The organism is Magnetococcales bacterium (genome assembly GCA_015231755.1).
Lineage (GTDB): Bacteria > Pseudomonadota > Magnetococcia > Magnetococcales > Magnetaquicoccaceae > Magnetaquiglobus.
Genome location: JADGAZ010000006.1, coordinates 128,945 through 150,033, shown reverse-complemented (window position 1 = coordinate 150,033; position 21,089 = coordinate 128,945). Strand labels below are relative to the sequence as shown.

Genomic DNA, 21,089 nt, shown 5'->3' with positions numbered 1-21,089 from the left:
CACTCTCCTCCTCGTTCTTTAAAGATCGGCCGTTGGGGGCGGCACTGTCGGCAGAGTCACGGTGAAGGTCGTCCCCTGCCCCAAGGTAGAGTCGCACACGATTCCCCCTCCCAGACGCCTCACCAGCGTGCGCACATACGCCAGTCCCATACCCTCTCCCTGGGTGTCCTGACGCCCCACTCTCTGGAACAAAATAAAAATCTTCTCAAGATCCCCGGACGCGATGCCCCGACCGTTGTCGATCACCTGCAACGTATAGCGCCCGGACTCTTCATCCGCCGCTCCCCGCACTTCGACGGTTCCAGGCCGCTGAGGGTCGAGATACTTGATCGCGTTGGCAAGCAAATTGCCCAGAATCTGCTCCATGGCGGTCCGGTCGCACACCAGATCCGGCAGACTCCCCACCAGCATGGTCACTCCCGCCTCCTGGATCGTAAAACCCAAGGCCTGAATGTTCTCTTCCACCAACTGACGCATGTTCAACCGCTCGGCGCGCAAGATGATCCGACCCAGCCGGGACAGGTGCAAAATGGCGTTGATCAAACCATCCATCTTGTGGATGGAGGCCCGGATGTAACGCAAATCCTCCGGAATGCGGGTCTGCAACAGTTCATGGGCCTGTTCCGGCTTCCACCCTTCCAAGGTGTCGGGAATCAGGGTCATGAGGATGTTCAGTTCATCCAGGTCCATCTGCAACTCTTCCGTGAACCCCTGGATGCTGAGCAACGGAGAACGCAAATCATGAGAAATGATATAGGTGAACTGCCGCAACTCTTCGTTGGTTTGCGCCAGATCCTGCAAGGTGTGCTGATGCTCCAAAACTCTGAGTCGGAGATCCACCACCAGGGATTGCAACCGGTCGGCCATGTGGTCGAAGGCGCTGCCCAGCACGCCGACTTCATCTTGTCCCCGGATCCCGGAACGAATGGAAAGATCCTGATCGGAAAGACGGGCGGCGGTGTCACCCAGAATTTTCAGCAGTCCGGTCTGTTTGCGGATGGTGAAACCGATCAACAGCACCAGCAGCACAAATGCGGTCAGACTCATCCCCAAGATGGTGACAATCTCCCGTCGCAGCGGCGCGAACAGCTCTTGTTGATCGATCTTGACCACTAGGCCCAGGCCCCATTCGGGACTCATCCGGATGTGGCGAAACGCGCCCACCACCGGCACGTCGCGGTAGTCCAAAGCCTCGATGAGGCCTTCGTGTCCGCTGGATGACAACCGGGCGGGAATGGAGGTCAGACGATGTTGCAACGGCAGGGGGCGCGTGCCGTCCGGCAACGCATATCGGGCCGTGTTGATGATGAATCCGTCCTCGTTGATCAGCACCACCTCGCCGCTCTCTCCGAGGCTTTCGCCGGTATCCAGCAACTGCTTGAGCAGGCTGTTCGGGTTGAGCGCCACCACCAGCATGGCCACCTCCCGCCCGGCGCTGTCGAACACCGGATGGCCGATGCGGAAAACCGGCCATTGCATCCCGGCCTGCATCCGCGCCTTGCCCAGATAACCCTTGCCCGACAAACGCGCCCGTTTCAGGAACTCATCGTGTTCAAAGGGTCGCTGCCCGCTGTCCCGACTCGACAAAACCGTCTGGCTGACCAGATCGAACAGTTCCACATAGTCGAATTCCGGATAGATGTGGGCGATCTCCCGCAACGCGTCGCGAACGCGTTCATCCCTCTCAGCCGAACTCGGCAGGGAAAGCGACGCCGACAACGAAGAGATACGGGCGAAGATCCGTAAATCCTTCTGTTTGTCCCCCAACCAACTTTCAATCTGCTCTTTGTGCAGATTGGCGATCAGACTCAATTGCCGAAACATCTCCGAGCGCAACTGACCCATGCGCCCATCGAACCGGGTGTAAGGCACACCCCGGATGATGCCATAGACGATACAACCCAGAATCACCAAAAACAGCAGACTGGACCAGACGATCAGCCGGGTGCTCAAGTTCCATCTCCGGGAGACCACCGCCACCTCTTGCCGGGGGGTACCGGGAGCAAAGGCGGTCACTCAACCGGCTCCACGCCCGAGAACACATCCAACCGATTGGGAATGGGCGCGGCCAGAATCGCTTCCCCCACATCCCGACGGAAACAGGAACGGACCGTCTCCCAGCCCAGCCCCGGCGGCACCTTGCCGATGCTTCTCAGAAAACGGGCGGCCCGCCCGATGCGCCCCTCTTCCATCAAATCCTCCAAGGGGATCACCGGCATGATCCACAAATGCCGCAAGCTGCTGTGGACCAGACGGATGATCTCATGACGAAACGATTCGACATCACGCATGCCCATGCTGCCAGCCGCCTCTTCCCACCAGCCAACCGCCCGGGCCAGATGATCCTCCGACCGTTCCAACCAGTTGAGTGCCCTGGCCTCGGAGGCCACCAACTCGGAGACCCGGTCGGGATGCTGTTCGGAAAAATCGCGGGTAAAATAGAGATAACCGGAAGAAAGCACCCGATGGATGATCTTGTGCCCATACCGGGATGTGGCCAAAGTGGGGGTGGGTTCCCAGGCGCTGAAGGCGTCGATGCTTCCCTGCTCCAAAGCCAGGGGCATGGCGTTCACCTCCATGGGAACGAGAGTGACTTCCGCCTCGGACAACCCGACCGCCGCCAATGCGGTCAGCAACGCGTGATGCGCGTTGGAACCAAAAGCATATCCGATGCGACGACCGCGCAAATCGGTCAACAACAGGGAACGACGTGCGACAATGGCGCTGAAATACAGATCCGCCAGCGCCACCACCCGCACCTGATCCGATACGCAGGCGGTGATGGTGGGCATATCCCCCCCGAACCCGCCTTCCAGCTTGCCGTCCCGGAGTTGCAGGTTGAGATCCGATCCCTTCAAAAAGGGATGAAACCGCACCGAGGCCCCGGATCGCTGCAACGCCTCTTGCAGAATGCCATCCCGCTTCATCACTTCCGTGATGATGCCGATGGGCAACCATAAGGGTTGGATGCCGATGTCCACGACCCTTTTATGATCACCGAATGTATTATGATTGTCTTTATTGCCGACACCCTCCCCAGGAGTCACCACAGCATGCCCAATATCCTGGACCGCCAGACCCGCAGCATGGGAAAGCACCCAAACCAGACAGACCAGCACTCCGAACCCAACCTTCCGGGCAACGGAAATCCAACTCGACATCTCCCCCCTCCCCACCAACTTTTGCAACCGGTTTTCCTGTTTGTAATCATACCACAATTCGTGTACATGAACAACAGCTTATTCTATTATAAGTCCATTTTCGCAACAACACCCCATCGACGCCATACACCCAAAAAATGCAACGCCACCATGACCCGCCGCGACTTTTTTCGTTTTCCGGCCCATTCCGGCCAAGCGGGAATGTTTTGACTTGATTTTCCGCCTGTTGCACCGGATCATGCCAGCAGTCGGCACACCAAAGGTCATGACACACTCGGAAACGCAACAGCCAGGAGAACCGACAACATGCACCCGGGGCAGGTTCCGTGTGGTTTGCGATCCAACAACTCTGACCCACCACAATACCACAGGGCCACCCATCGATTCGCTGCGCTCCTGGGGGTTGTCTGGCTCATGCTGGGCTGTGACGGACCCGCAGAGGCACAAACCCGGATCATCCGCTATTTTCCAGTCGGCCCCATCTATCACTATCGATGGAAATTGCTGGATCTGGCCCTCTCCCATGGGCAGGCCGCGCATCCCACCCCATACAAGTTGATGCCCTATGCCGAAGAAATCACCCAAAACCGGGGAATCAATCTGCTGGAGTCCGGCGCCATCGATGTGATCGCCCTGGGAACCAATGCAGAACGGGAGTCGCGGATGCGACCCATCAAAATCGACATTCTGCGCGGCATTGTCGGCTTTCGTGTTTTCGTGATCCGCGCCGAGGATCAAACCCGCATCGCCGGAATGGATCCCCAGACGCTGCGGGAACAATTGAGCTTCGGTCTCAACCGTCAATGGGCGGATCTGCCGGTTCTGCACGCCAATGGTTTTGTGGTCGAGACCTCCTCCCGCTATGAGAACCTGTTCGGCATGCTGGCCGCGGGCCGCTTCGACGCCTTTCCCAGGGGCATGAACGAAGCCCGACGGGAACTCGACGAACGCCAGACCGCCTTTCCCCAACTGGCCCTGGAACAGACCAAGGCCCTGTATTTTCCCTATCCGGTCTACTTTTGGGTCAACCGGGAAAACATCACGCTGGCGCAACAAATCCAACAGGGTCTCGAAGCCGCGTTGGCGGATGGCTCGTTTCGTCAATTGTTTGAAAACCACCACGCCGACGAGATCAAACAGATGAAAACCACGCCACGGGAGGTGATTCGGCTGCACAATCCGATCCTCCCCGCGGCCACAGACGAACCGGATACCCGCTGGTGGTGGCCATGACCCGCCTGGGGCATCACCATCCGCCACCGCGCACCGTTGACCCAGGGGCGCGATCCGCACCGCCCCCGGCGGTCCAACCCGCTTGAAGGAAAGACGATGTTTGCCAAGCAAACGCTCTCCAGAAGGCTGCTGTATACCATGTTTCCCTGGTATCTGCTGCTTGCCCTCGGCATGACCGGGGCGCAACTGGCCATTCAGTATTTCAGTGTCAGCCGGGATATCGATCAGGATCTGGTTTCGTTGGGCCGGACCGTCCAACCCGGCATCACCGAGGCCATGTGGGAACTGGATGCCCCGCAACTGATTTCCATGGCGCAAGGGGTCCGACAAAACGCCATCGTCACCGGAATCCGCATCGAATCCGTGCAAAAGGAGATCCAGGTGACCGATGGCACCCTGCCCGATCCCACGGCCGAGGCCGATTCCCTGTTTTCCGGCTTGCGCCCCCCTTCCATCGTTGCCCTGGTGCATCACTCCCCCCGGGGCGAAAGCCACCTGATCGGCCATCTGACTTTGTATTCAAGCCGGGAGGTGGTGTGGAATCGCACCAAATACAGCTTTCTGATGGTGCTGCTGCACTCCATGATCGTCACCACGGGCCTGTGGCTGATCATCTCCTGGACCATTCGTTTCCGTCTTTCCGGCACCGTGACCCGGATCGCCGAAGCCGTGGCCAACTGGCGCTTTCAGGCCAACGACACCCCGGTGGCCAAGCTGGAATATCCCTATCGGGATGAACTGGGGGATCTGGTCCAGGCGTTCAACGAGGGGCGGGCGCGGCTGTTCGAGTCGTTGCGGGAGTTGAATGACCTCAACCGCAATCTTGAATCCATCGTGGAGATCCGCACCCGGGAGTCCCAACAGGCCAAAGAGGTGGCCGAAGCCGCCAATCAGGCCAAAAGCCAATTTCTGGCCAACATGAGCCACGAAATCCGCACCCCCATGAACGCGATCATCGGCATGGTGTATCTGGCCCTCAAGACCCCGGAACTCTCCCCGGCTTTGCACAACTATCTGGCCAAGACCCAGAGCGCGGCCCATTCGCTGTTGGGCATCATCAACGACATTCTCGACTTCTCGAAAATCGAGGCGGGCAAACTCGAACTGGAGTGCATCCCCTTCGGACTCGACGCGGTGCTGGAACAGTTGACCGACTCCATCGGGTATCAGGCGGAACACAAAGGGGTCGAGTTTCTGATCCGTTACGATGCGGCCATTCCCCCGACCCTGATGGGGGATCCACTGCGATTCGGTCAGATTCTGCTCAATCTGTGCGGCAACGCGTTGAAATTTACCGCCCAGGGAGAGGTGGAACTGGCGTTTCGTTGTCTGCGCACCACCGCAACCGACCTGACCCTGATGATCTGCGTACGGGATTCCGGCATCGGCATGACCCCCGAGGCGCAAGCCCGGCTGTTTGAAAAATTCACCCAGGCAGACCAATCCACCACCCGTCGTTTCGGGGGGACGGGACTGGGTCTGGCCATCAGCAAAAATCTGGTGGAACGGATGGGGGGACGCATCTGGGTGGAGGATTCCCAGCCGGGACAGGGAACCACCCTCTGTTTCACGGTACAGATGCCCATCGCCGATCAGGCCCGGATGGGCAATCGCGAACGGGTGGAACAGGCCGGTCCGCTGCTGCGGGGATTGCGGGTACTGGTAGTGGATGACAATGCGGTCTCACGGGAAATTCTGGCCGAAATGCTGCGATTTTTTCATCTTGATGTCACCCTGGCCGCCAACGGGCGGGAAGCCCTGACCACCCTGACCCAGCAGGGAAACCTCCCCTGCGACTTGGTGTTGATGGACTGGCGCATGCCCGGCATGAACGGCGACGAGGCCACCCGACGCATCCATGGGGATCCATCGATCCCCCACAAGCCGAAAGTGGTGATGGTGACCGCCTACGGTCGTGGGGATGTGCTGCGTCTGGCGGAGCAGGCGGGTGTGGATGGTTTTCTGATCAAGCCGGTCTCCCCTTCCGCACTGCTCGACACCATGCTTTCGGTGCTGCGCCATGACCGGCTGTTGGACAAACAAGGGGATCTGTTGCCTTCCGGCGGAGCGCGACCGTTTGAAAACGGCCTGGATTGCGTCGGAACGCGGGTGCTGCTGGTGGAAGACAACGACATCAACCGGGAGTTTGCCCACGAACTGCTACGCAGCGTGGGCATCACGGTGATCGAGGCGATCCACGGCCAGGAAGCGGTCGACCTAGTGCAACGATACCCATTCGATGCCGTGCTGATGGATATCCAAATGCCGGTCCTGGATGGACTGGCGGCGGCGCGTCAGATTCGCGCACTGGCCCGCTCCCCAGGCGGCGAACGATTCGCCACCCTGCCGATCATCGCCATGACGGCATTGGCCATGGTCCACGACGCCGAACAGAGTCTGGCGGCGGGCATGAACGACCACGTGACCAAACCCGTGGCGCCCGATCGCCTGATGGACGTTCTGGCCAGATGGATACACCCGCCGACCCGCACCACCGATCCCTCCTCCACACCACCGCTGCCGGTTCTTCCGGCGGTGGCACCCCCGGAACCGGATCCGGAACTGCTGGCGTTGACCACCCTCGACGCACGTGAAGGAATCCGCCGCATTGGCGGCAAGGTCGCGGCCTATCGCAAACAGTTGAGCCGCTTTCGCGAACACTATCCGAATGCCGCCCAGACCCTGCAACGATCGCTGCTGGAGCCGGACCTCCCCAAGGCACGGGATTTCTGCCATGCGCTCAAAGGAGTCACCGGCAACATCGGCGCCAGAGCCTTGTATGCCACCATCACCAACATCGACGCCCGGCTCAAACAGGGACAATCCCCGGAACCGGCCACCATCGCCGCCTTCGATGCCCAACTGCACGCGGTGATGCAAGAGATCGACACCCTTTCCGCCGGTCCGGCCACACCCCCCACCCCCACTCCCACCCCTTCACTGGATCCCGCGCAACTCGCGGAGCGGCTGGAACGGTTGTCCCAGGTTCTGCTTTTTGATCTGGGGGCGGCGGAACCCCTGCTGGCCGAACTGCGCGCCGGAACCGCCGGAACCCCTCTGGCATCCACAATGCTCGCCATCGCCACCCAGGTTGATCGATTCGCCATCGACGAAGCCCTGGTCTTGGTGGATTCTTTGCGAAAACGCTTCCATGACACCATCGGAGTCAGCCAAGCATGAACCCAATCGTGACAGTTCGCCCCCGCATTCTCATCGTGGACGACGTGCATGAAAATCTGCACGCCCTGATGCACATCCTGCGAGACGACTATGCCATTTCCGCGGCCACCTGCGGGGAGAAGGCCCTGGAACTGGCGCAACGCCACCCCCAGCCGGACCTGATTCTGCTGGACATCCGCATGCCGGGCATGGATGGTTATGGCGTGCTGACCCATCTGAAAGCCAATCCATCCACCACCCGGATTCCGGTCCTTTTCGTTTCGGCACTGACCGATGCCGCCGACGAGTCCCAGGGAGTCAAGCTGGGAGTGGCGGATTATGTCACCAAGCCCATCAATCCCGGCTTGCTGCATCTGCGGATTCGCACCCAACTCGAATTGCAGCGTTATCGCCAGCATTCCATCGTGTTCGAGCCCGCGAGCCACACCCGCGCCGAAGAACAGCCGACCCTGCTGGTGGTGGATGACATCCCGGAAAATCTCCACAGTCTGTTGGAGGTGTTGCAGGATGATTACCGCATCATGGTGGCCAATTCCGGCGCCAAAGCCATCGAGCTGGTCTTGGGCCCAACCCCGCCGGATCTGGTGCTGCTCGATGTCCTGATGCCGGGAATGGATGGCTACGAGGTATGCCGCCGCATCAAGGCAACCCCGATCGGCCACCGCATTCCGGTGCTTTTTGTCACCGTGATGGATGCGGCCCAGGAAAAGATCAAAGGATTTGCCGTCGGCGCGGCGGATTACATCACCAAACCTTTCGACATCGACGAGGTGCTTGCCCGGGTGCGCATCCATCTGGAGTTGGCCCGCTTGCGCTACTGCCTCGAACAACTGGTGGAACAACGCACCACCTCCCTGGCCACCAGCGAAGAGAAATACCGCATTCTGGCCGACTACTCTCCCAACTGGGAGTATTGGCTGGCCCCGGAGGGTCGTTATCTTTACGTTTCACCGGCCTGCGAGGAGGTGTCGGGTTATACACCGGTCGAATTCATGGCCGACCCCAACCTGATGGCCACCCTCATCCACCCCGATGACCTGGAGTCCTGGAAATCCATGGGTCCCGGCACCAGCACCACGCTCCCCGCCCCCGTAAGCGTGCGCATCCGCGGCAAAGACGGCCAGGAACGCTGGATCGAACATGTGGGCAAACCGGTATTCGATGCGACCGGCAAACTGCTGGGGTACCGGGGATCCCACTACGACATCACCCAACGGCGTCTGGCCGAGCAGGCCCTGATGGAAGAGATGACCCGTCGGCGCACCCTGTTCGAGCGTTCCCGGGACGGACTGTGCGTGATCGAAATCGATGGCCAGGTCTGTGAAGCCAACGCCACCTTTGCCAGAATGCTGGGCTACTCCAAGGAGGAGATGACCACGCTGCATATCTGGGATTGGGACGACCGCTGGAACGAACAAGAAATCCTGCCCATGCTCCAGGAACTCAGCCATGAGGGCAGCACCTTCGTCACCCGGCATCGACGCCGGAACGGCAGCCTGTATGATGTGGAGGTCAGCACCTGCCGGGTACAATGGCAAGGTCGCCCGTTGGTGCTGGCCTCCCATCGGGACATCACCCAACAACTGCGGCAGGAAGCCCAGTTCAGGCAGGCGATGAAGATGGAGGCCATCGGCACTCTGACCGGAGGCATCGCTCATGATTTCAACAACATACTTGGAGTCATTCTGGGATACACCGAAATGGCGCTCAAAAACCTGCCCAAGGAAACGCGCCCCCATACGGATTTGCAGGAGGTTTATCAGGCCGGGCTGCGGGCCAGGGATCTGGTGTCTCAGCTCATGACCTTCAGTCGCCGAACCGAGCGGCACTACCGTCCCCTGCTGTTGGCGCCCCTGGTCAAGGAGGTGATGAAATTCCTTCAGGCCGTCATCCCCGCCAATGTGGAGACCACCACGCACCTGCGCACCCTCACCGCCCTGGTGCATGGCGATCCTGGCGACATCAATCAAATCCTCATGAACCTGTGCACCAACGCCGCCCATGCCATGGAAGGAATCCCGGGAAAATTGACCGTCACCCTGGAAGAGATTCTCCTGGAAAAACAGAATATCGGCACATTACCCCTGAATCCAGGCCCCCACGTGCGGCTCACGGTGGATGACACCGGACACGGCATGGCACCGGAACTGCTACCGCGTATTTTCGATCCGTTTTTCACCACCAAGGACGTGGGCAAGGGGACCGGTTTGGGATTGTCGGTGGTTCACGGACTGGTCACGGCCATCGGCGGCGCCGTGGAGGTCCAGAGCCGGGAAAAGGAAGGTTCTTCCTTCCGGGTCTATCTGCCCCGGTTGCCGGAACAACGGCCTTCTTTCCAGCAACACCCCTGCCGTGAGCCTTCCCTGCCGTTGAATCTGCGGATTCTGCTGGTGGACGACGAGGTCACCTTGTTGGAAATCGTGCGGTTGCAATTGATGGAACTGGGCTGTCAGGTAACCGGAGTCAACAACCCGGAAGAAGCCCTGGAACGACTGCGGGAGCAGCCCGATCGGTACGATCTGGCAATCATCGATTTGATCATGCCCCGCACCCTGGGAACCGATCTGCTACGGGAGATTCGCACCATCCATCCGACGCTGCCGGTGGTGCTGATTTCCGGCCATCCGAGCGCCTCTTCCCGGGAAGCGGAACAATTGGGATTCGATGCTTTTCTGCGCAAACCGATCCTGTTCGATGATTTGGCCATGGTGTTACGTCAATTGATTTCAAAAAGCGACTTCCCCAACCCGACTCTGGAGAAAAAATGAACAAGATCCTGGTAGTCGACGATGACAAGGCATTTTTGCAAATGGTGGTCACCCTGTTGGGAGATGCGGGCTTTCAGGTGGGTGCGGCCAACAGTGGCCAATCGGCCCTGCGCCAGTTGGCGGATGATGGACCATGGGATCTGGTCCTGTGTGACATCCTCATGCCGGAACAAGATGGCATCGAGACCATCCAGGCCATTTTAAAAGCCAACAACACACAAAAAATCATCGCCATGTCGGGAGGAGGCCACTATTTGCCCTCCTATTCCGCCTTAGAACTGGCCCAGGCTTTTGGATTTGTGGAGACGATTTTCAAGCCTTTCCATGAAAAACAACTGCTTGTCCTGATCGACAAAATCCTGAAGTCATAAATTTCTTCCGACAGACGCGCCGCCCCACAGGCAAGCAGCCCGATTTCCAACCTTGGGGATCAAACGGCGCGACTTTGTCGGATGATGACCTGCAACCCAAGCAATCTGAAACGAAAGCGCAGCCAAGCCGGCCGGTCCCCTGACCGGCGACGATTATTCACACTCCGCCGCGACAACCCGGCAACGCTTGTGCTGACACATCTCCAGGGCATCGTCGATGGCCTTGCCCTTGGTTCTGCCATATCCATAGCCGTAATATTTCCTTGAAACCGCCACCGCACCACAGGTTTCAAACCACACGATGGTTCTGCAATTGGTGCCACCATACTCTTTGCAGTATTTCATGGCCACCCGCTTGGCCTCATGCTTGGAATCTCTGCCGATCGCGAATCCATAGGCCGGATCAACGTCACCCATTTGATCATCAATGGCAATCGCACCGTAAGAAAAAGCGCTGCCAGGTAATGCCAACCCCATCGCGAGAACCATCCATGCCAATTTTTTCATGATCCAATCTTCCAGAAAAGTTTGTTGTTGTTCCCAGAACCGGACACCTAAAGAATCATCACGTTATGACCAAGACATTCTCCAGTCAACCCTACAAAAGCGCGAAATGACGCAAAACCGCGGACAGTTTCGGATCATCCCTGGCCAACTCCCGCAAGGCCCCCAACAGTTGATCCAACAGATTGGATTTTTCCTGTAGGCGTTCCTGGTTGCTTTGGAGTTCCCGGGCGTTCAGGGCCATGCGCTCTTCCAGGGGTCTCATCATGGTACGCCGGTCCCAGAAGATGAAACCGACAAAAGAGAGGATAATCCCCAACAGCGATCCGAACAATGTCAGAATCAACTGGGTCAGACCTTCAAGACGTTTATTGACATCGTCAAACTTCTTGTTCACATCATCAAACTTCTTGTTCACATCATCAAACTTCTTGTTCACATCGTCAAAACGCTTATTCATATCATCAAAACGTCTATTGACATCATCAAAACGCTTGTTTGTGTCATCCAAACGTTTATTCATATCCTCAAAGCGCTGGTTCAAAGCACCCTGACCCGCCCGAATCGTGGCGAGCTCCTGAATGATCTCCCGGTCGGTCATGCGCGGGGCAACCTCCACCCCACGGGCCTCCCCCATGCAACAGAGCAAGGCGACTGTTGGCCAAACCAACACAGCGCGTACCGCCAACAATCGGGGGCGATTTCTCACGATGGTCATGGATCGACTATCCTTGTTCCATTTTATTATCGATATCAACGGGGCACCCACCCATTTCAGGATAAATTAAACCACACAATCCGTCACAGGGCAATCAAAAAACCGTTCCGGTCAACCCATTGGAACACAATGGAAAAACGTCTTCAAAAACCGCCCGCACCACCCCTTTCACCCATTTACGGCAAAGATGGAGAAAGGCATGCCGACTTGTTCCCGGCACCCTCCCAGATCCAAGACGAACCGATTGAAACCCGGGATTCAACCCCAGACCAAAAAATCAGCGCAAAAAATCCGGTTTGAGACACGCCGACGCCCCCGCCCCGTCGGTTCCCGGGTGACATGTTCAACAATTCCGTTGAAATCATTGAAGAAAACATTGATTAATGATTTCACTTGACTTGCGTGCAGGAGTTGGAATATGCTTTCTCCCCAATGGCCAAACGGTTTCTGGAAAGAATCCAGTTCGGAAAGATTCACATCGGTTCACCACCCAGGTGATATAAGGTTTTCTTGTTGCCAAGGCCGCCTTTCTGGGCGGCTTTTGTGTTTTTTAGACCAGATTTGATCTCTATGAAAGTCAATCTTTTCAGCTTGCCCGGCGAGAAACCGCACCACGATGTCAATTCAGGACCCGCTTACGAATGACAACAAGGTTACGATTGGTGCATGAGCGTAACCTTTACCTGCATCGACGCGACAAGCCCGAAGGAAATTCACGCGGCACGGGATCTGTTTCAAGAGTATGCGGACTCGCTGGGAGTGGATTTGGGCTTTCAGGGATTCTCGAAAAGAGTTGCGCAAGCTGCCCGGTGTTTATGAACCACCACGGGGTGGATGGCTGTTGGCCCGCTCGTCGCAGATCTGGGCAGGTTGCGTCGCCTTGCGTCCCCTGGAACAAGACATCGCTGAAATCAAACGGCTTTTTGTGCGACAGCCGTATCAAAGACTGGGTTTGGGGAAGATGTTGATGGTGCAGATACTGAATCAAGCGTTTCATAAAGGTTACCGGCGCATCCGCCTCGATACCCTGCCCACCATGACCGCGGCCCGCAAACTTTATCACTCTTTAGGCTTTCGCCCCATTCCCCCTTACGTTTATAATCCCCTCACAGGGGTTGAATTCTTGGAATTGCAATTGTCCACCTTTTTTACCGTACCACCAACCCCCACCTCACTTTCAGGAGCAGTTGAAAATGGCAAGTCGTGAAACAGGAAAAGTCAAATGGTTCAATGACAGCAAAGGTTTCGGTTTTATCGAACGGGACAATGGCCGTGGTGATGTGTTCGTTCATCACAGCGCCATCTCCATGAGTGGCTTCAAGAGCTTGGCCGAAGGCCAACGGGTCGAGTTCGATGTCAGCAGAGGCGACAAGGGCGACAAGGCGGACAACGTCAAAACCCTGTAAGCTTGCGGCATGAAGGTCGCCGTCCCGGTCATCCGGTGACGGCGACCTTTTTTCCGATCAACCATCCCGATCCTTCCCTTTTACATTGCCTGTCATCCCAGCCCCTGCGCCGGGATATGAATCATGAGTCCCGATTGATCTCCCCCCCTAAGAACAGAAGATCCCCCATGCCCAGATTCGAGTGGAAATACGGATACGAGACTCACAACAAGATCGTCGATCTGCAACACAAATCTTTCCTTGAATTAATGAATCGTCTGTACGATGAATTGGCCACATCCAAAGAAAAAAATTATCAGGTCCGCCTGCTCGACGAACTCAAATATTATGCCCGTTTCCATTTCACATCCGAAGAGAACATTCTATTCAGATATTTACCCCACAAACTCGACCGGCACAGAGTGTTGCATGACTTCCTGATTCACGCCCTGGAATCCAAAATCGAAAGCGTCAAAAACGATCTGATCCAGGCGGAAGAGATCATTCTGTTTGTGATTGAATGGTTTTTCACCCACACCATCACGGAAGACGTGACGGATTTTCTCGATTTTGAGGAACGATAACCGATCCACCCATTCCGGATCAGAAATACCGCATCCCGACAACCCCTTCCCTACTTTCCGATCCATCATGACCGACACAGCCGATACCCCTCAAGCCCCCCAGTGGGATCTCTCCCCCCTTTATGCCGGACTCGACGATCCCCAATTCGACGCCGATCTGGCTTGGTTGAAGGATCATTATCCGGCGTTTTCCGCCGCCTTTCAGGGCCGATTGCAGACCCGGCTTGGGGAGGCACTGGAGGCGTGGGAACGGATCCAGGAGAGATTGAATCGGCTCTTCATCTATCTTCATTTGCGTCACGCGGCCAATCTGGAGGATGAAGCGGTCAAGAGTCGGCTCTACGAGGCCAATATCCTGACAGACGGCCTGGGCGGAGAACACGCCACCTTTTTCCCCATCGAACTGGCCGCCCTGTCGGAGGAGGATTGCGCATCCCAGATCGCCGCGGATCCCCGCTGCGCACGTCTGAAGCCCTGGATCGATAAAATCCGCCAGCAACGCCCCTTCATGTTGAGCACCGAAGTGGAAGCCGCCTTGACCAAACGGGCCACCTTCGGTTCCGACTCCTGGTCTGCATATTACGACGAAGTGGAATCGGACCTGCGTTTTTCTCTGGCAGAAGGCCCCCGCACTCTGGAAGAGACCCTACATCGACTGGCCGAAGAACCCGATCCCGACCAACGTTTCGCCATCCTCACCGCCCTGAATGGCGGACTGGGTGGATCCTTCGCCCGTTTTTCGGCCCAAACGCTCAACATGGTGATCGGTGGCAAGGGCGTGGAAGACCGGGAACGGGGTTACGCCCATGCCATGGATTTTCGCAACCGCAACAATCGTCTACCCGACGCCATGGTCACGGCCTTGCATCAGGCGGTCGAAGAGGAGGCCTCTCCGCTGGGACAACGGTATTACCGTCTCAAGGCCCGTCTGATGGGATTGCCTCAACTGCGCTGGAGCGACCGCAACGCCCTGTTGCCTTTTGCCGACCGCACCCACATTCCATTCGATGAAGCCCTGGAGATGGTCCAGGGGGCCTTTGCCAGTTTCAGTCCCACCCTGGCCCGTCTGGCCGAGGGAGTTGCCACCGGTCGCGCCATCGACGCCCATGCCCGTCCGGCCAAACAAAGCGGAGCCTTCAACTATTCGGTGGTGCTTCCCGGTGGATGTTCCGCCTCCTATGTGCTGATGAACTACCAGGGCAGCAGCCGGGACGTGATGACCCTGGCCCACGAACTGGGTCACGCGGTCCATGGTCTGCTGGCCGGACCGGCCCAGGGTCCGTTGCTCGCCTCGGCTCCCATGGCCTACGCCGAAACCGCCTCCATCTTCGCGGAAATGACCACCTTCCGGTTTCTGCGGGAACGGCTGCGCCAAAACGGCAATCCACAGGCCTTGCTGGCGCTGCTGATGGGACGCATCGAGGATTTTCTCAACACCGTGGTCCGCCAGATCGGCTTCTCCTGCTTTGAACAACAGATGCACGCCACCAACGGACGACTGAGCGCCCCGGATCTCTCCCGGTTATGGCTTGAAAACCTGATCCGCTTCTACGGCCCGGAAGGAGAACCCTTCACCTACGCCGAAACCAACCATCTCTGGAGCTACATCAGCCACTTCCACAATCCGTTCTACGTCTACGCCTATGCCTGCGGAGAACTGCTCACCCAGAGTCTCTACGCGGTCCAGGGCAATCTGGGTGAGCGGTTTGAAAGTCATTACCTGGATCTGCTGCGCGCCGGAGGATCCAGGGATGTCACCGCCCTGCTGAGTCCATTCGGTCTGGATCCCACCCGCTCCGACTTCTGGAAACAAGGCATTCGCGTCAGTCTGGGAGCCATGCTGGCAGAAGCCGAAGCCCTGGCCGAATCGCTCCAACGCTCGGCCTGAAAACGCCCCCATCCGAGACGTTCATCTCAACCCGCCATCGGCGACCACCACCCGCGCTGACCGCTTGGTTGCCGGATTCCAATCCGGTGGTCAGTCAGGTGGTGAGTCGTCGATAGATATCGGCGATCTTCAGGGGCAGGGTCCGCACATCGTCCATGACCACAAAGCGGGCCGGACCATACAGATGGGGCAGATATTCCCGGGCTTCCGTGTCGATGGTAATGCAAAACGGATGAATGCCGGTGCGACGGGCCTCGATCAACGATTGACGGGTATCCTCCATGCCGTAGTGCCCCCGATAACCATCCTGGAAGCTGTCATAATCCTCCGGCTTGCCGTCCGACAGGGTGATCAGCAAACGAATACGCGCCTCCTGCTGATTGAGCCGGTAGGCGGCGTGACGCAAAAACACCCCCATGCGGGTATAGTCCTTGGGACAGATGCCGGCGATGTTGCGTTCCACCTCCGGATGGTACGGTTGGTCAAAACTCTTGATCACAAAACTGTCACAATGTTTGCGGGTCATGCTGGAAAAACCGTAAACCGCGAAACGATCCCCCAACACCTGCAACGCCTTGCACAACAGCACCAGACTCTCCCGGATGGCATCATTGACCCATCCCTTGGTGGAGCCGCTCATATCCACCAGGATCAAGGTGGCCACATCCCGCTCCTTGTGAAGCCGATAACGAAACAATCGGCTGTCCATTTCCACGCCGGTGCGCCGGTCCACCAGGGAGTGGACCAGGGCATCCATATCCACTTCGTCTCCCCGCTCCTGGCGTCGCAACCACTGATCCCCGCCCCGCAACAGCTCGAAACTGCGACGGATTCCCTGCCACAGGCCATGATATTTCTCCAAAGCCGACGCAACCACCGGATCGTCCGTCGGGGAGATGGGCTGTTCCCGCAACACGCACCACGCCTTGCGATAGTCGTTGCGGTGACAATCCCATTCATCATAATAGCGGATCACCCGGCCATCCGCCTCCTCCCTCCGTATGGTGGCCTCGGTCGTATCCTCCTCCTGCCTCATCGATTCCATCAGGGCGTACCCCCCGGAACCCGCCGCCGACAGATACTCCGGCGGAATGCAACCCAGATCCTGAACGATGGAACGCATCACGGGATGCAAGGATTCGGGAAGCCGCAACGGTTGACCATCCAGGCGCATTTCAAAAGTACTCCCGTCCGGCAGCAGACAACACTCCAGATCCAGATCACGCCCGCCCACTCCAGGCATATCCACCGGTTTGCTGTCCCGAATCGCCTCTCCCACGGTTTTGCGAAACAGAATGCGTTCCTGTTCGATGCGGCGTTGCATCTCCTGGAGCGCGGGTCGATACAGCGCGGCGCCATGAAACGGCAACGGCATGGGCAGGGGACACGAGGCCCCATACAACCCGGCCAGATGATCCAGACTCAAATCCCGTTGCGCATCCGGCGCCATCAACGCCCGCACCGGCGCCCGCCAGGAGTCCGGCAAACGGTTCCGGTCGTCGTGCCACTGGGCCATGAACCGTCCCAACCCGGGAAAGGTCCGGGTGAGGATGGCGTCCACCCGATGGGATTCCAAGGCGAGATAAATTCGGGCCGCCTGATCCGGATCCGGATAAAGCTCCAGACGCTGCATCAGTCCCGGGAAAAAAGTCCCATAACGCCCCAACCCCCACAAATGGGCCGCCAGACAGCGATACAGGCGATGGCTCTCCCCGGTCCGGTTTCCCAGACACAAAGAGACCGGCAAAAACAGGGTTTCCGTGTTGGTGTGCGGCTCGACGCCCTCCTCGATGGCAAGACGACGCCCCCCCAGACCGGTCACGAAAACCGTCAACTCCCCCACCAGATCAGACAAAAAGAGAGTCCCTTCCACCCGGTCATGACGCTGCGGCCCCTGTTTGAGCAGCTCCAGGGACTTTTGCAGCCCCTCCTGATCGTAACGGGTCATGATGGCGCCCAGCCAGGATCTCAACGACTCGTCACGCAACCGATCCAGAAAGGGGGGCAATTGCCGGGCACACTGAAACGCCAGTTCCGGATTGATTCGCGCCAGAATCGGCAACCAGTGCAACAAGGTCTGTTGCTGCCCGACGGGTCGCGACGCCCAATCCTGGGCCAGTCCGGTGACGGTACGACGGGAGGAGAGGGCCGCCTCCAGAATCTCTTCCAGCCGCTCTTCCAAATCCTCCACGGAGAGTGCCAACGGTTCCGGAGTCATGATGCCGCCTAAAAAATCGATTCGCTGAGAGAACGCATGGCCCCGTTCATATCCGGGTCATCGGTCAACACCCGAATGATGGCGGCTGAACAGGCATCAGCGGGGGACCGACCCGCAAGAATCAACTTGGCCGCGTGTACCAACAGCCGGGTGCTGGCCCCTTCTTCCAGGCCATTGCCTTTCAGGTTGCGGGTCAACTGGGCAAAACGGACCAGAAGATGGGCCATCTCCCCATCCAGACCGGTTTCGTTGCGGATGATCAACGCCTCTTGTTCCAACGATGGATAGTCGAACTCCATGGCGACAAACCGCTGTCGGGTACTTTGTTTCAGATCCTTGAGCACACTCTGATAGCTGGGATTGTACGAAATCACCAAGCCGAACTCCGGCGCGGCCCTCAACAGAATCCCGAGTTTTTCGATGGGCAGAATGCGCCGGTCGTCCGCCAGGGGATGGATCACCACAATGGTATCCTTGCGGGCCTCGACGATCTCGTCCAGATAACAGATGCAGCCATGACGTACCGCCCGGGTCAAGGGACCATCCTGCCAGACCGTCTCCCCTCCCACCACCAGATAACGGCCCACCAGATCGCTGGTGGTCATGTCCTCGTGGCAGGAAACCGTGATCAAGGGTCTTTTCAACCGCCAGGCCATGTATTCCACAAAGCGGGTCTTGCCACACCCCGTAGGGCCTTTGATCAGCAAAGGCAGATGATTCTGATAGGCTGCGACAAACAAATCGATCTCGGCCCCCATGGCCTCGTAATAGGGGCGATCCGAAATCATGTTGTTTTCGACCGGCATTCCAAGGGATGACATGCTGACACCTGCCTTCGCAAAAAGGGTCGCGGGAAGTTTCCAGGCAATACAATGAAGAATCGTGCAAACCGCGGCAACGGCGCCCAATCGACACCCAATGCTTTGCCGGGTCGGGATATCCATTCCAGACCAGGAACCCTGTCATTCGGTTCCATGAATCAATCGTAGGGTATTGGCTTGACGAGAATTAAAGAAGCGACCGCCCTTGTCAGTCAGGGTGGACGAGGTGCGACAAGAGAAGGGAGAAACCTTGAAAAGGCCCAATCAACAGCCCCAAGGGAGTCATGGGAAAACAAACACAGAGGGAAAAAGCACCGCAAGCCGGGTCCGGCGAAACAAGAGTTGCCCCACAGACCCGGCTCGACGACACGAAGTGGAAAAAACCGATTCTATGCCGAACCACCCGCCACGGATGAACGACGAATCTTCTTCCGCAACCGACGGACCGCTTCGGCTTTTTTCCGACGCTTGCGCTCGGAAGGTTTCTCGAAGAATTTCCGTTTCTTCATTTCCCTGAACATGCCTTCCCGGATCATTTTCTTTTTCAAAACCCGAATGGCTTGATCCACATTATTATCGTAAACGTCAATCCTCACGAAAGATCACTCCTCCTTTGTTTTTGAAACCGGACAATGGGCCTTTACTGACACCGCTCCCCTTTTAGGGAACGTTAAAATCATCTCAGGATAACTCATTCTCACCCAATGTTCAACCTTTTATACACACCGCGGCGATGGATTCTCCCACGCATCAAGGTTTTTTGGGCGCGGGTTGTGCGGGAGTCTGTCCTTTGGCCGGCAGTTGAATCGCCATGAAGAGCGGTTCTCCTCCCCGTTGCATCAGGACCAGCAACGTTTGTCCCGGCTCCAACTTGGCGGCCATGGCACGGAAATCATTGACGGTTTTCACCGGTTTACGATTGATTTCCTGGATCAGATCCCCGGGACGCACCCCGGCGTGCTCTGCCGCAGAACCGGTTTCCACCGAAGCGACCACCACGCCATTGGCCTCGGCGGGCAGTTCGAGGCGGGCGCGCCAATCGGCGGAAAGAGGCTGAACAGCGACACCCATCAGATTGCGTTCCTTGGATGACTCGGCATGTCCCGATTCTTCGGGACTGGCGTCGTCATCGTCACGCATGGTGGCCACCACCACATTCAGGGTTTTGGCAGCACCATTGCGGATCACCTCCATGGTGACTTTTTTGTTGACCGGCGTTTCCGCCACCACAGCGGGCAGTTCCTTCATGCGTCCCACTTCGTGACCGTCGAAACGGACGATAACATCCCCGGCCACCACGCCGGCCAGATCCGCGGGACTTTTCGGTTCCACGCTGGCCACCAGGGCGCCGCGCTGGGCACCGATCCCCAGGGCTTCGGCCAACTCCTTGGTGACCGCCTGGATACGCACCCCCAGCCAGCCGCGGGTCACCTTTCCGGAGGCCCGCAACTGGGTAACAATCGACTTGGCCATGTTGATCGGGATGGCGAAACCGATCCCCATGTTGCCCCCGGAACGAGAAAAGATCGCGGTATTGATGCCGATCACTTCCCCTTGCAGATTGAACAAAGGTCCACCCGAATTGCCCGGATTGATGGCTGCGTCGGTCTGGAGAAAGTTGTCATAAGGACCCGTACCGATGCTGCGTCCCCGGGCGGAGATGATGCCCACGGTCACCGAGGCTTCCAGACCAAAAGGATTGCCGATGGCCACCACCCAGGATCCCACCTCGGCCTTTTCCGAGTCGCCCAGATCGGCCACAGGCAATTTGCCATCGGTCTTGATGCGAATCAGGGCCAGATCGCTTTTGGCATCCCGTCCCACCACGGTGGCGGTGAACTCCCGTTCGTCGGAAAGCCGCACCTGAATCTCATCCGCCTCGTCCACCACGTGGTGATTGGTGAGAATATAGCCGGACTCGTCGATGATCACCCCGGAACCCAGACTGCGGGAAGGGATCGGCTGCTGGTCCGGTCCCTGCTCGAAGAAACGCCGAAAGAATTCGTCCAGTTGGGATTCACCGCCCTTGGGCATATGGGGCATGGCTTTGTCTTGTTTAGTGGTGGGGGGTTTGATGTTCTGACTGGAACTGATGTTCACCACCACCGGCTGAAGCTTCTTGACCAGGGGAACCAGATCGGGAAGATTGGTCGTCGCACCAGCCGGAAACGCGACGCCCACACACACCGCCAATACAACCCACCAGGAGATCACCCGCTGCTTGATCCTCGACATGATGCTGTAAGTTCCTTTTTGGT

16 protein-coding genes and 1 pseudogene are annotated in these 21,089 nt (G+C 57.8%); 9 read left to right on the top strand and 8 right to left on the bottom strand.

All coding sequences use genetic code 11. The annotated features are described in order from the left end of the window. Nucleotides 1-18: 18 nt before the first annotated feature. Both HQL98_05985 and HQL98_05980 read right to left on the bottom strand, forming a co-directional pair. Nucleotides 19-2,016: a sensor histidine kinase gene (locus HQL98_05985; protein ID MBF0271590.1), complete on the bottom strand. Its 1,998-nt coding sequence runs from the start codon at nucleotides 2,014-2,016 to the stop codon at nucleotides 19-21. Further along, the gene (locus tag HQL98_05980; GenBank protein ID MBF0271589.1) at nucleotides 2,013-2,981 is read right to left on the bottom strand and encodes an NrtA/SsuA/CpmA family ABC transporter substrate-binding protein; all 969 of its coding nucleotides are present in this window, start codon (nucleotides 2,979-2,981) and stop codon (nucleotides 2,013-2,015) included. Before HQL98_05980 ends, HQL98_05985 begins: the two co-directional genes overlap by 4 nt. Nucleotides 2,982-3,053: 72 nt before the next feature. On the opposite strand from HQL98_05980, the gene HQL98_05975 reads away from it, so the two are divergent. From HQL98_05975 to HQL98_05955, 5 genes are all read left to right on the top strand, one after another. Then, complete coding sequence (locus HQL98_05975) at nucleotides 3,054-3,371, top strand: hypothetical protein (GenBank protein ID MBF0271588.1); 318 nt, start codon at nucleotides 3,054-3,056, stop codon at nucleotides 3,369-3,371. A 246-nt stretch (nucleotides 3,372-3,617) separates the two neighbouring features. Continuing rightward, a complete protein-coding gene (locus tag HQL98_05970; protein MBF0271587.1) occupies nucleotides 3,618-4,394 on the top strand; it encodes a hypothetical protein in 777 nt (258 codons plus the stop codon). Between the two features lie 96 nt (nucleotides 4,395-4,490). Continuing rightward, nucleotides 4,491-7,574 carry a response regulator gene (locus HQL98_05965; GenBank protein ID MBF0271586.1) on the top strand — a complete coding sequence of 1,028 codons (3,084 nt, stop codon included), beginning with the start codon at nucleotides 4,491-4,493 and terminating at the stop codon, nucleotides 7,572-7,574. Further along, nucleotides 7,571-10,342 (top strand): response regulator, encoded by a 2,772-nt coding sequence (locus tag HQL98_05960; GenBank protein MBF0271585.1) that lies wholly within the window; start codon nucleotides 7,571-7,573, stop codon nucleotides 10,340-10,342. The genes HQL98_05965 and HQL98_05960 overlap by 4 nt, the downstream gene beginning before the upstream one ends. Then, the gene (locus HQL98_05955) at nucleotides 10,339-10,713 is read left to right on the top strand and encodes a response regulator (GenBank protein MBF0271584.1); all 375 of its coding nucleotides are present in this window, start codon (nucleotides 10,339-10,341) and stop codon (nucleotides 10,711-10,713) included. The genes HQL98_05960 and HQL98_05955 overlap by 4 nt, the downstream gene beginning before the upstream one ends. A 153-nt stretch (nucleotides 10,714-10,866) precedes the next feature. Here HQL98_05955 and HQL98_05950 read toward each other — a convergent pair whose 3' ends face one another. Then, nucleotides 10,867-11,220, bottom strand: coding sequence for a DUF4189 domain-containing protein (locus tag HQL98_05950; protein MBF0271583.1), 354 nt, complete (start codon nucleotides 11,218-11,220; stop codon nucleotides 10,867-10,869). Nucleotides 11,221-11,311: 91 nt separating this feature from the next. Beyond that, nucleotides 11,312-11,935 (bottom strand): hypothetical protein, encoded by a 624-nt coding sequence (locus HQL98_05945; protein ID MBF0271582.1) that lies wholly within the window; start codon nucleotides 11,933-11,935, stop codon nucleotides 11,312-11,314. 666 nt (nucleotides 11,936-12,601) lie between these two features. Here HQL98_05945 and HQL98_05940 point away from each other — a divergent pair. The 4 genes and pseudogenes from HQL98_05940 to HQL98_05925 all read left to right on the top strand — a co-directional run bounded on the left by HQL98_05940 (nucleotide 12,602) and on the right by HQL98_05925 (nucleotide 15,792). Next, nucleotides 12,602-13,142: pseudogene (locus tag HQL98_05940) on the top strand (GNAT family N-acetyltransferase). Further along, on the top strand, nucleotides 13,129-13,341 hold the full coding sequence (locus HQL98_05935) for a cold-shock protein (GenBank protein MBF0271581.1): 213 nt from the start codon (nucleotides 13,129-13,131) through the stop codon (nucleotides 13,339-13,341). The pseudogene HQL98_05940 and the gene HQL98_05935 overlap by 14 nt, the downstream one beginning before the upstream one ends. Nucleotides 13,342-13,508: 167 nt before the next feature. Continuing rightward, nucleotides 13,509-13,904 carry a hemerythrin domain-containing protein gene (locus tag HQL98_05930; GenBank protein MBF0271580.1) on the top strand — a complete coding sequence of 132 codons (396 nt, stop codon included), beginning with the start codon at nucleotides 13,509-13,511 and terminating at the stop codon, nucleotides 13,902-13,904. 67 nt (nucleotides 13,905-13,971) lie between these two features. Further along, nucleotides 13,972-15,792: an oligoendopeptidase F gene (locus HQL98_05925; GenBank protein ID MBF0271579.1), complete on the top strand. Its 1,821-nt coding sequence runs from the start codon at nucleotides 13,972-13,974 to the stop codon at nucleotides 15,790-15,792. A gap of 94 nt (nucleotides 15,793-15,886) precedes the next feature. Here the strand turns inward: HQL98_05925 and HQL98_05920 are convergent, their stop codons facing one another. The 4 genes from HQL98_05920 to HQL98_05905 form a co-directional block, all read right to left on the bottom strand. After that, nucleotides 15,887-18,010, bottom strand: a complete 2,124-nt coding sequence (locus HQL98_05920) for a nitric oxide reductase activation protein (protein MBF0271578.1) — start codon at nucleotides 18,008-18,010, stop codon at nucleotides 15,887-15,889. 8 nt (nucleotides 18,011-18,018) lie between these two features. Then, nucleotides 18,019-18,831 carry a CbbQ/NirQ/NorQ/GpvN family protein gene (locus HQL98_05915; protein ID MBF0271577.1) on the bottom strand — a complete coding sequence of 271 codons (813 nt, stop codon included), beginning with the start codon at nucleotides 18,829-18,831 and terminating at the stop codon, nucleotides 18,019-18,021. A gap of 389 nt (nucleotides 18,832-19,220) precedes the next feature. Continuing rightward, nucleotides 19,221-19,427, bottom strand: a complete 207-nt coding sequence (locus HQL98_05910) for a 30S ribosomal protein S21 (protein MBF0271576.1) — start codon at nucleotides 19,425-19,427, stop codon at nucleotides 19,221-19,223. Between the two features lie 154 nt (nucleotides 19,428-19,581). Continuing rightward, a complete protein-coding gene (locus HQL98_05905; GenBank protein ID MBF0271575.1) occupies nucleotides 19,582-21,057 on the bottom strand; it encodes a DegQ family serine endoprotease in 1,476 nt (491 codons plus the stop codon). Nucleotides 21,058-21,089 lie beyond the last annotated feature (32 nt).

What these genes read in the sequence shown, in the direction of transcription:
- HQL98_05975 (MBF0271588.1), top strand. Translation starts at nt 3,054, where the DNA reads ATGCCCAATATCCTGGACCGCCAGACCCGCAGCATGGGAAAGCACCCA.
- HQL98_05965 (MBF0271586.1), top strand. Translation starts at nt 4,491, where the DNA reads ATGTTTGCCAAGCAAACGCTCTCCAGAAGGCTGCTGTATACCATGTTT.
- HQL98_05960 (MBF0271585.1), top strand. Translation starts at nt 7,571, where the DNA reads ATGAACCCAATCGTGACAGTTCGCCCCCGCATTCTCATCGTGGACGAC.
- HQL98_05955 (MBF0271584.1), top strand. Translation starts at nt 10,339, where the DNA reads ATGAACAAGATCCTGGTAGTCGACGATGACAAGGCATTTTTGCAAATG.
- HQL98_05950 (MBF0271583.1), bottom strand. Translation starts at nt 11,220, where the DNA reads ATGAAAAAATTGGCATGGATGGTTCTCGCGATGGGGTTGGCATTACCT.
- HQL98_05945 (MBF0271582.1), bottom strand. Translation starts at nt 11,935, where the DNA reads ATGACCATCGTGAGAAATCGCCCCCGATTGTTGGCGGTACGCGCTGTG.
- HQL98_05935 (MBF0271581.1), top strand. Translation starts at nt 13,129, where the DNA reads ATGGCAAGTCGTGAAACAGGAAAAGTCAAATGGTTCAATGACAGCAAA.
- HQL98_05930 (MBF0271580.1), top strand. Translation starts at nt 13,509, where the DNA reads ATGCCCAGATTCGAGTGGAAATACGGATACGAGACTCACAACAAGATC.
- HQL98_05925 (MBF0271579.1), top strand. Translation starts at nt 13,972, where the DNA reads ATGACCGACACAGCCGATACCCCTCAAGCCCCCCAGTGGGATCTCTCC.
- HQL98_05920 (MBF0271578.1), bottom strand. Translation starts at nt 18,010, where the DNA reads ATGACTCCGGAACCGTTGGCACTCTCCGTGGAGGATTTGGAAGAGCGG.
- HQL98_05915 (MBF0271577.1), bottom strand. Translation starts at nt 18,831, where the DNA reads ATGTCATCCCTTGGAATGCCGGTCGAAAACAACATGATTTCGGATCGC.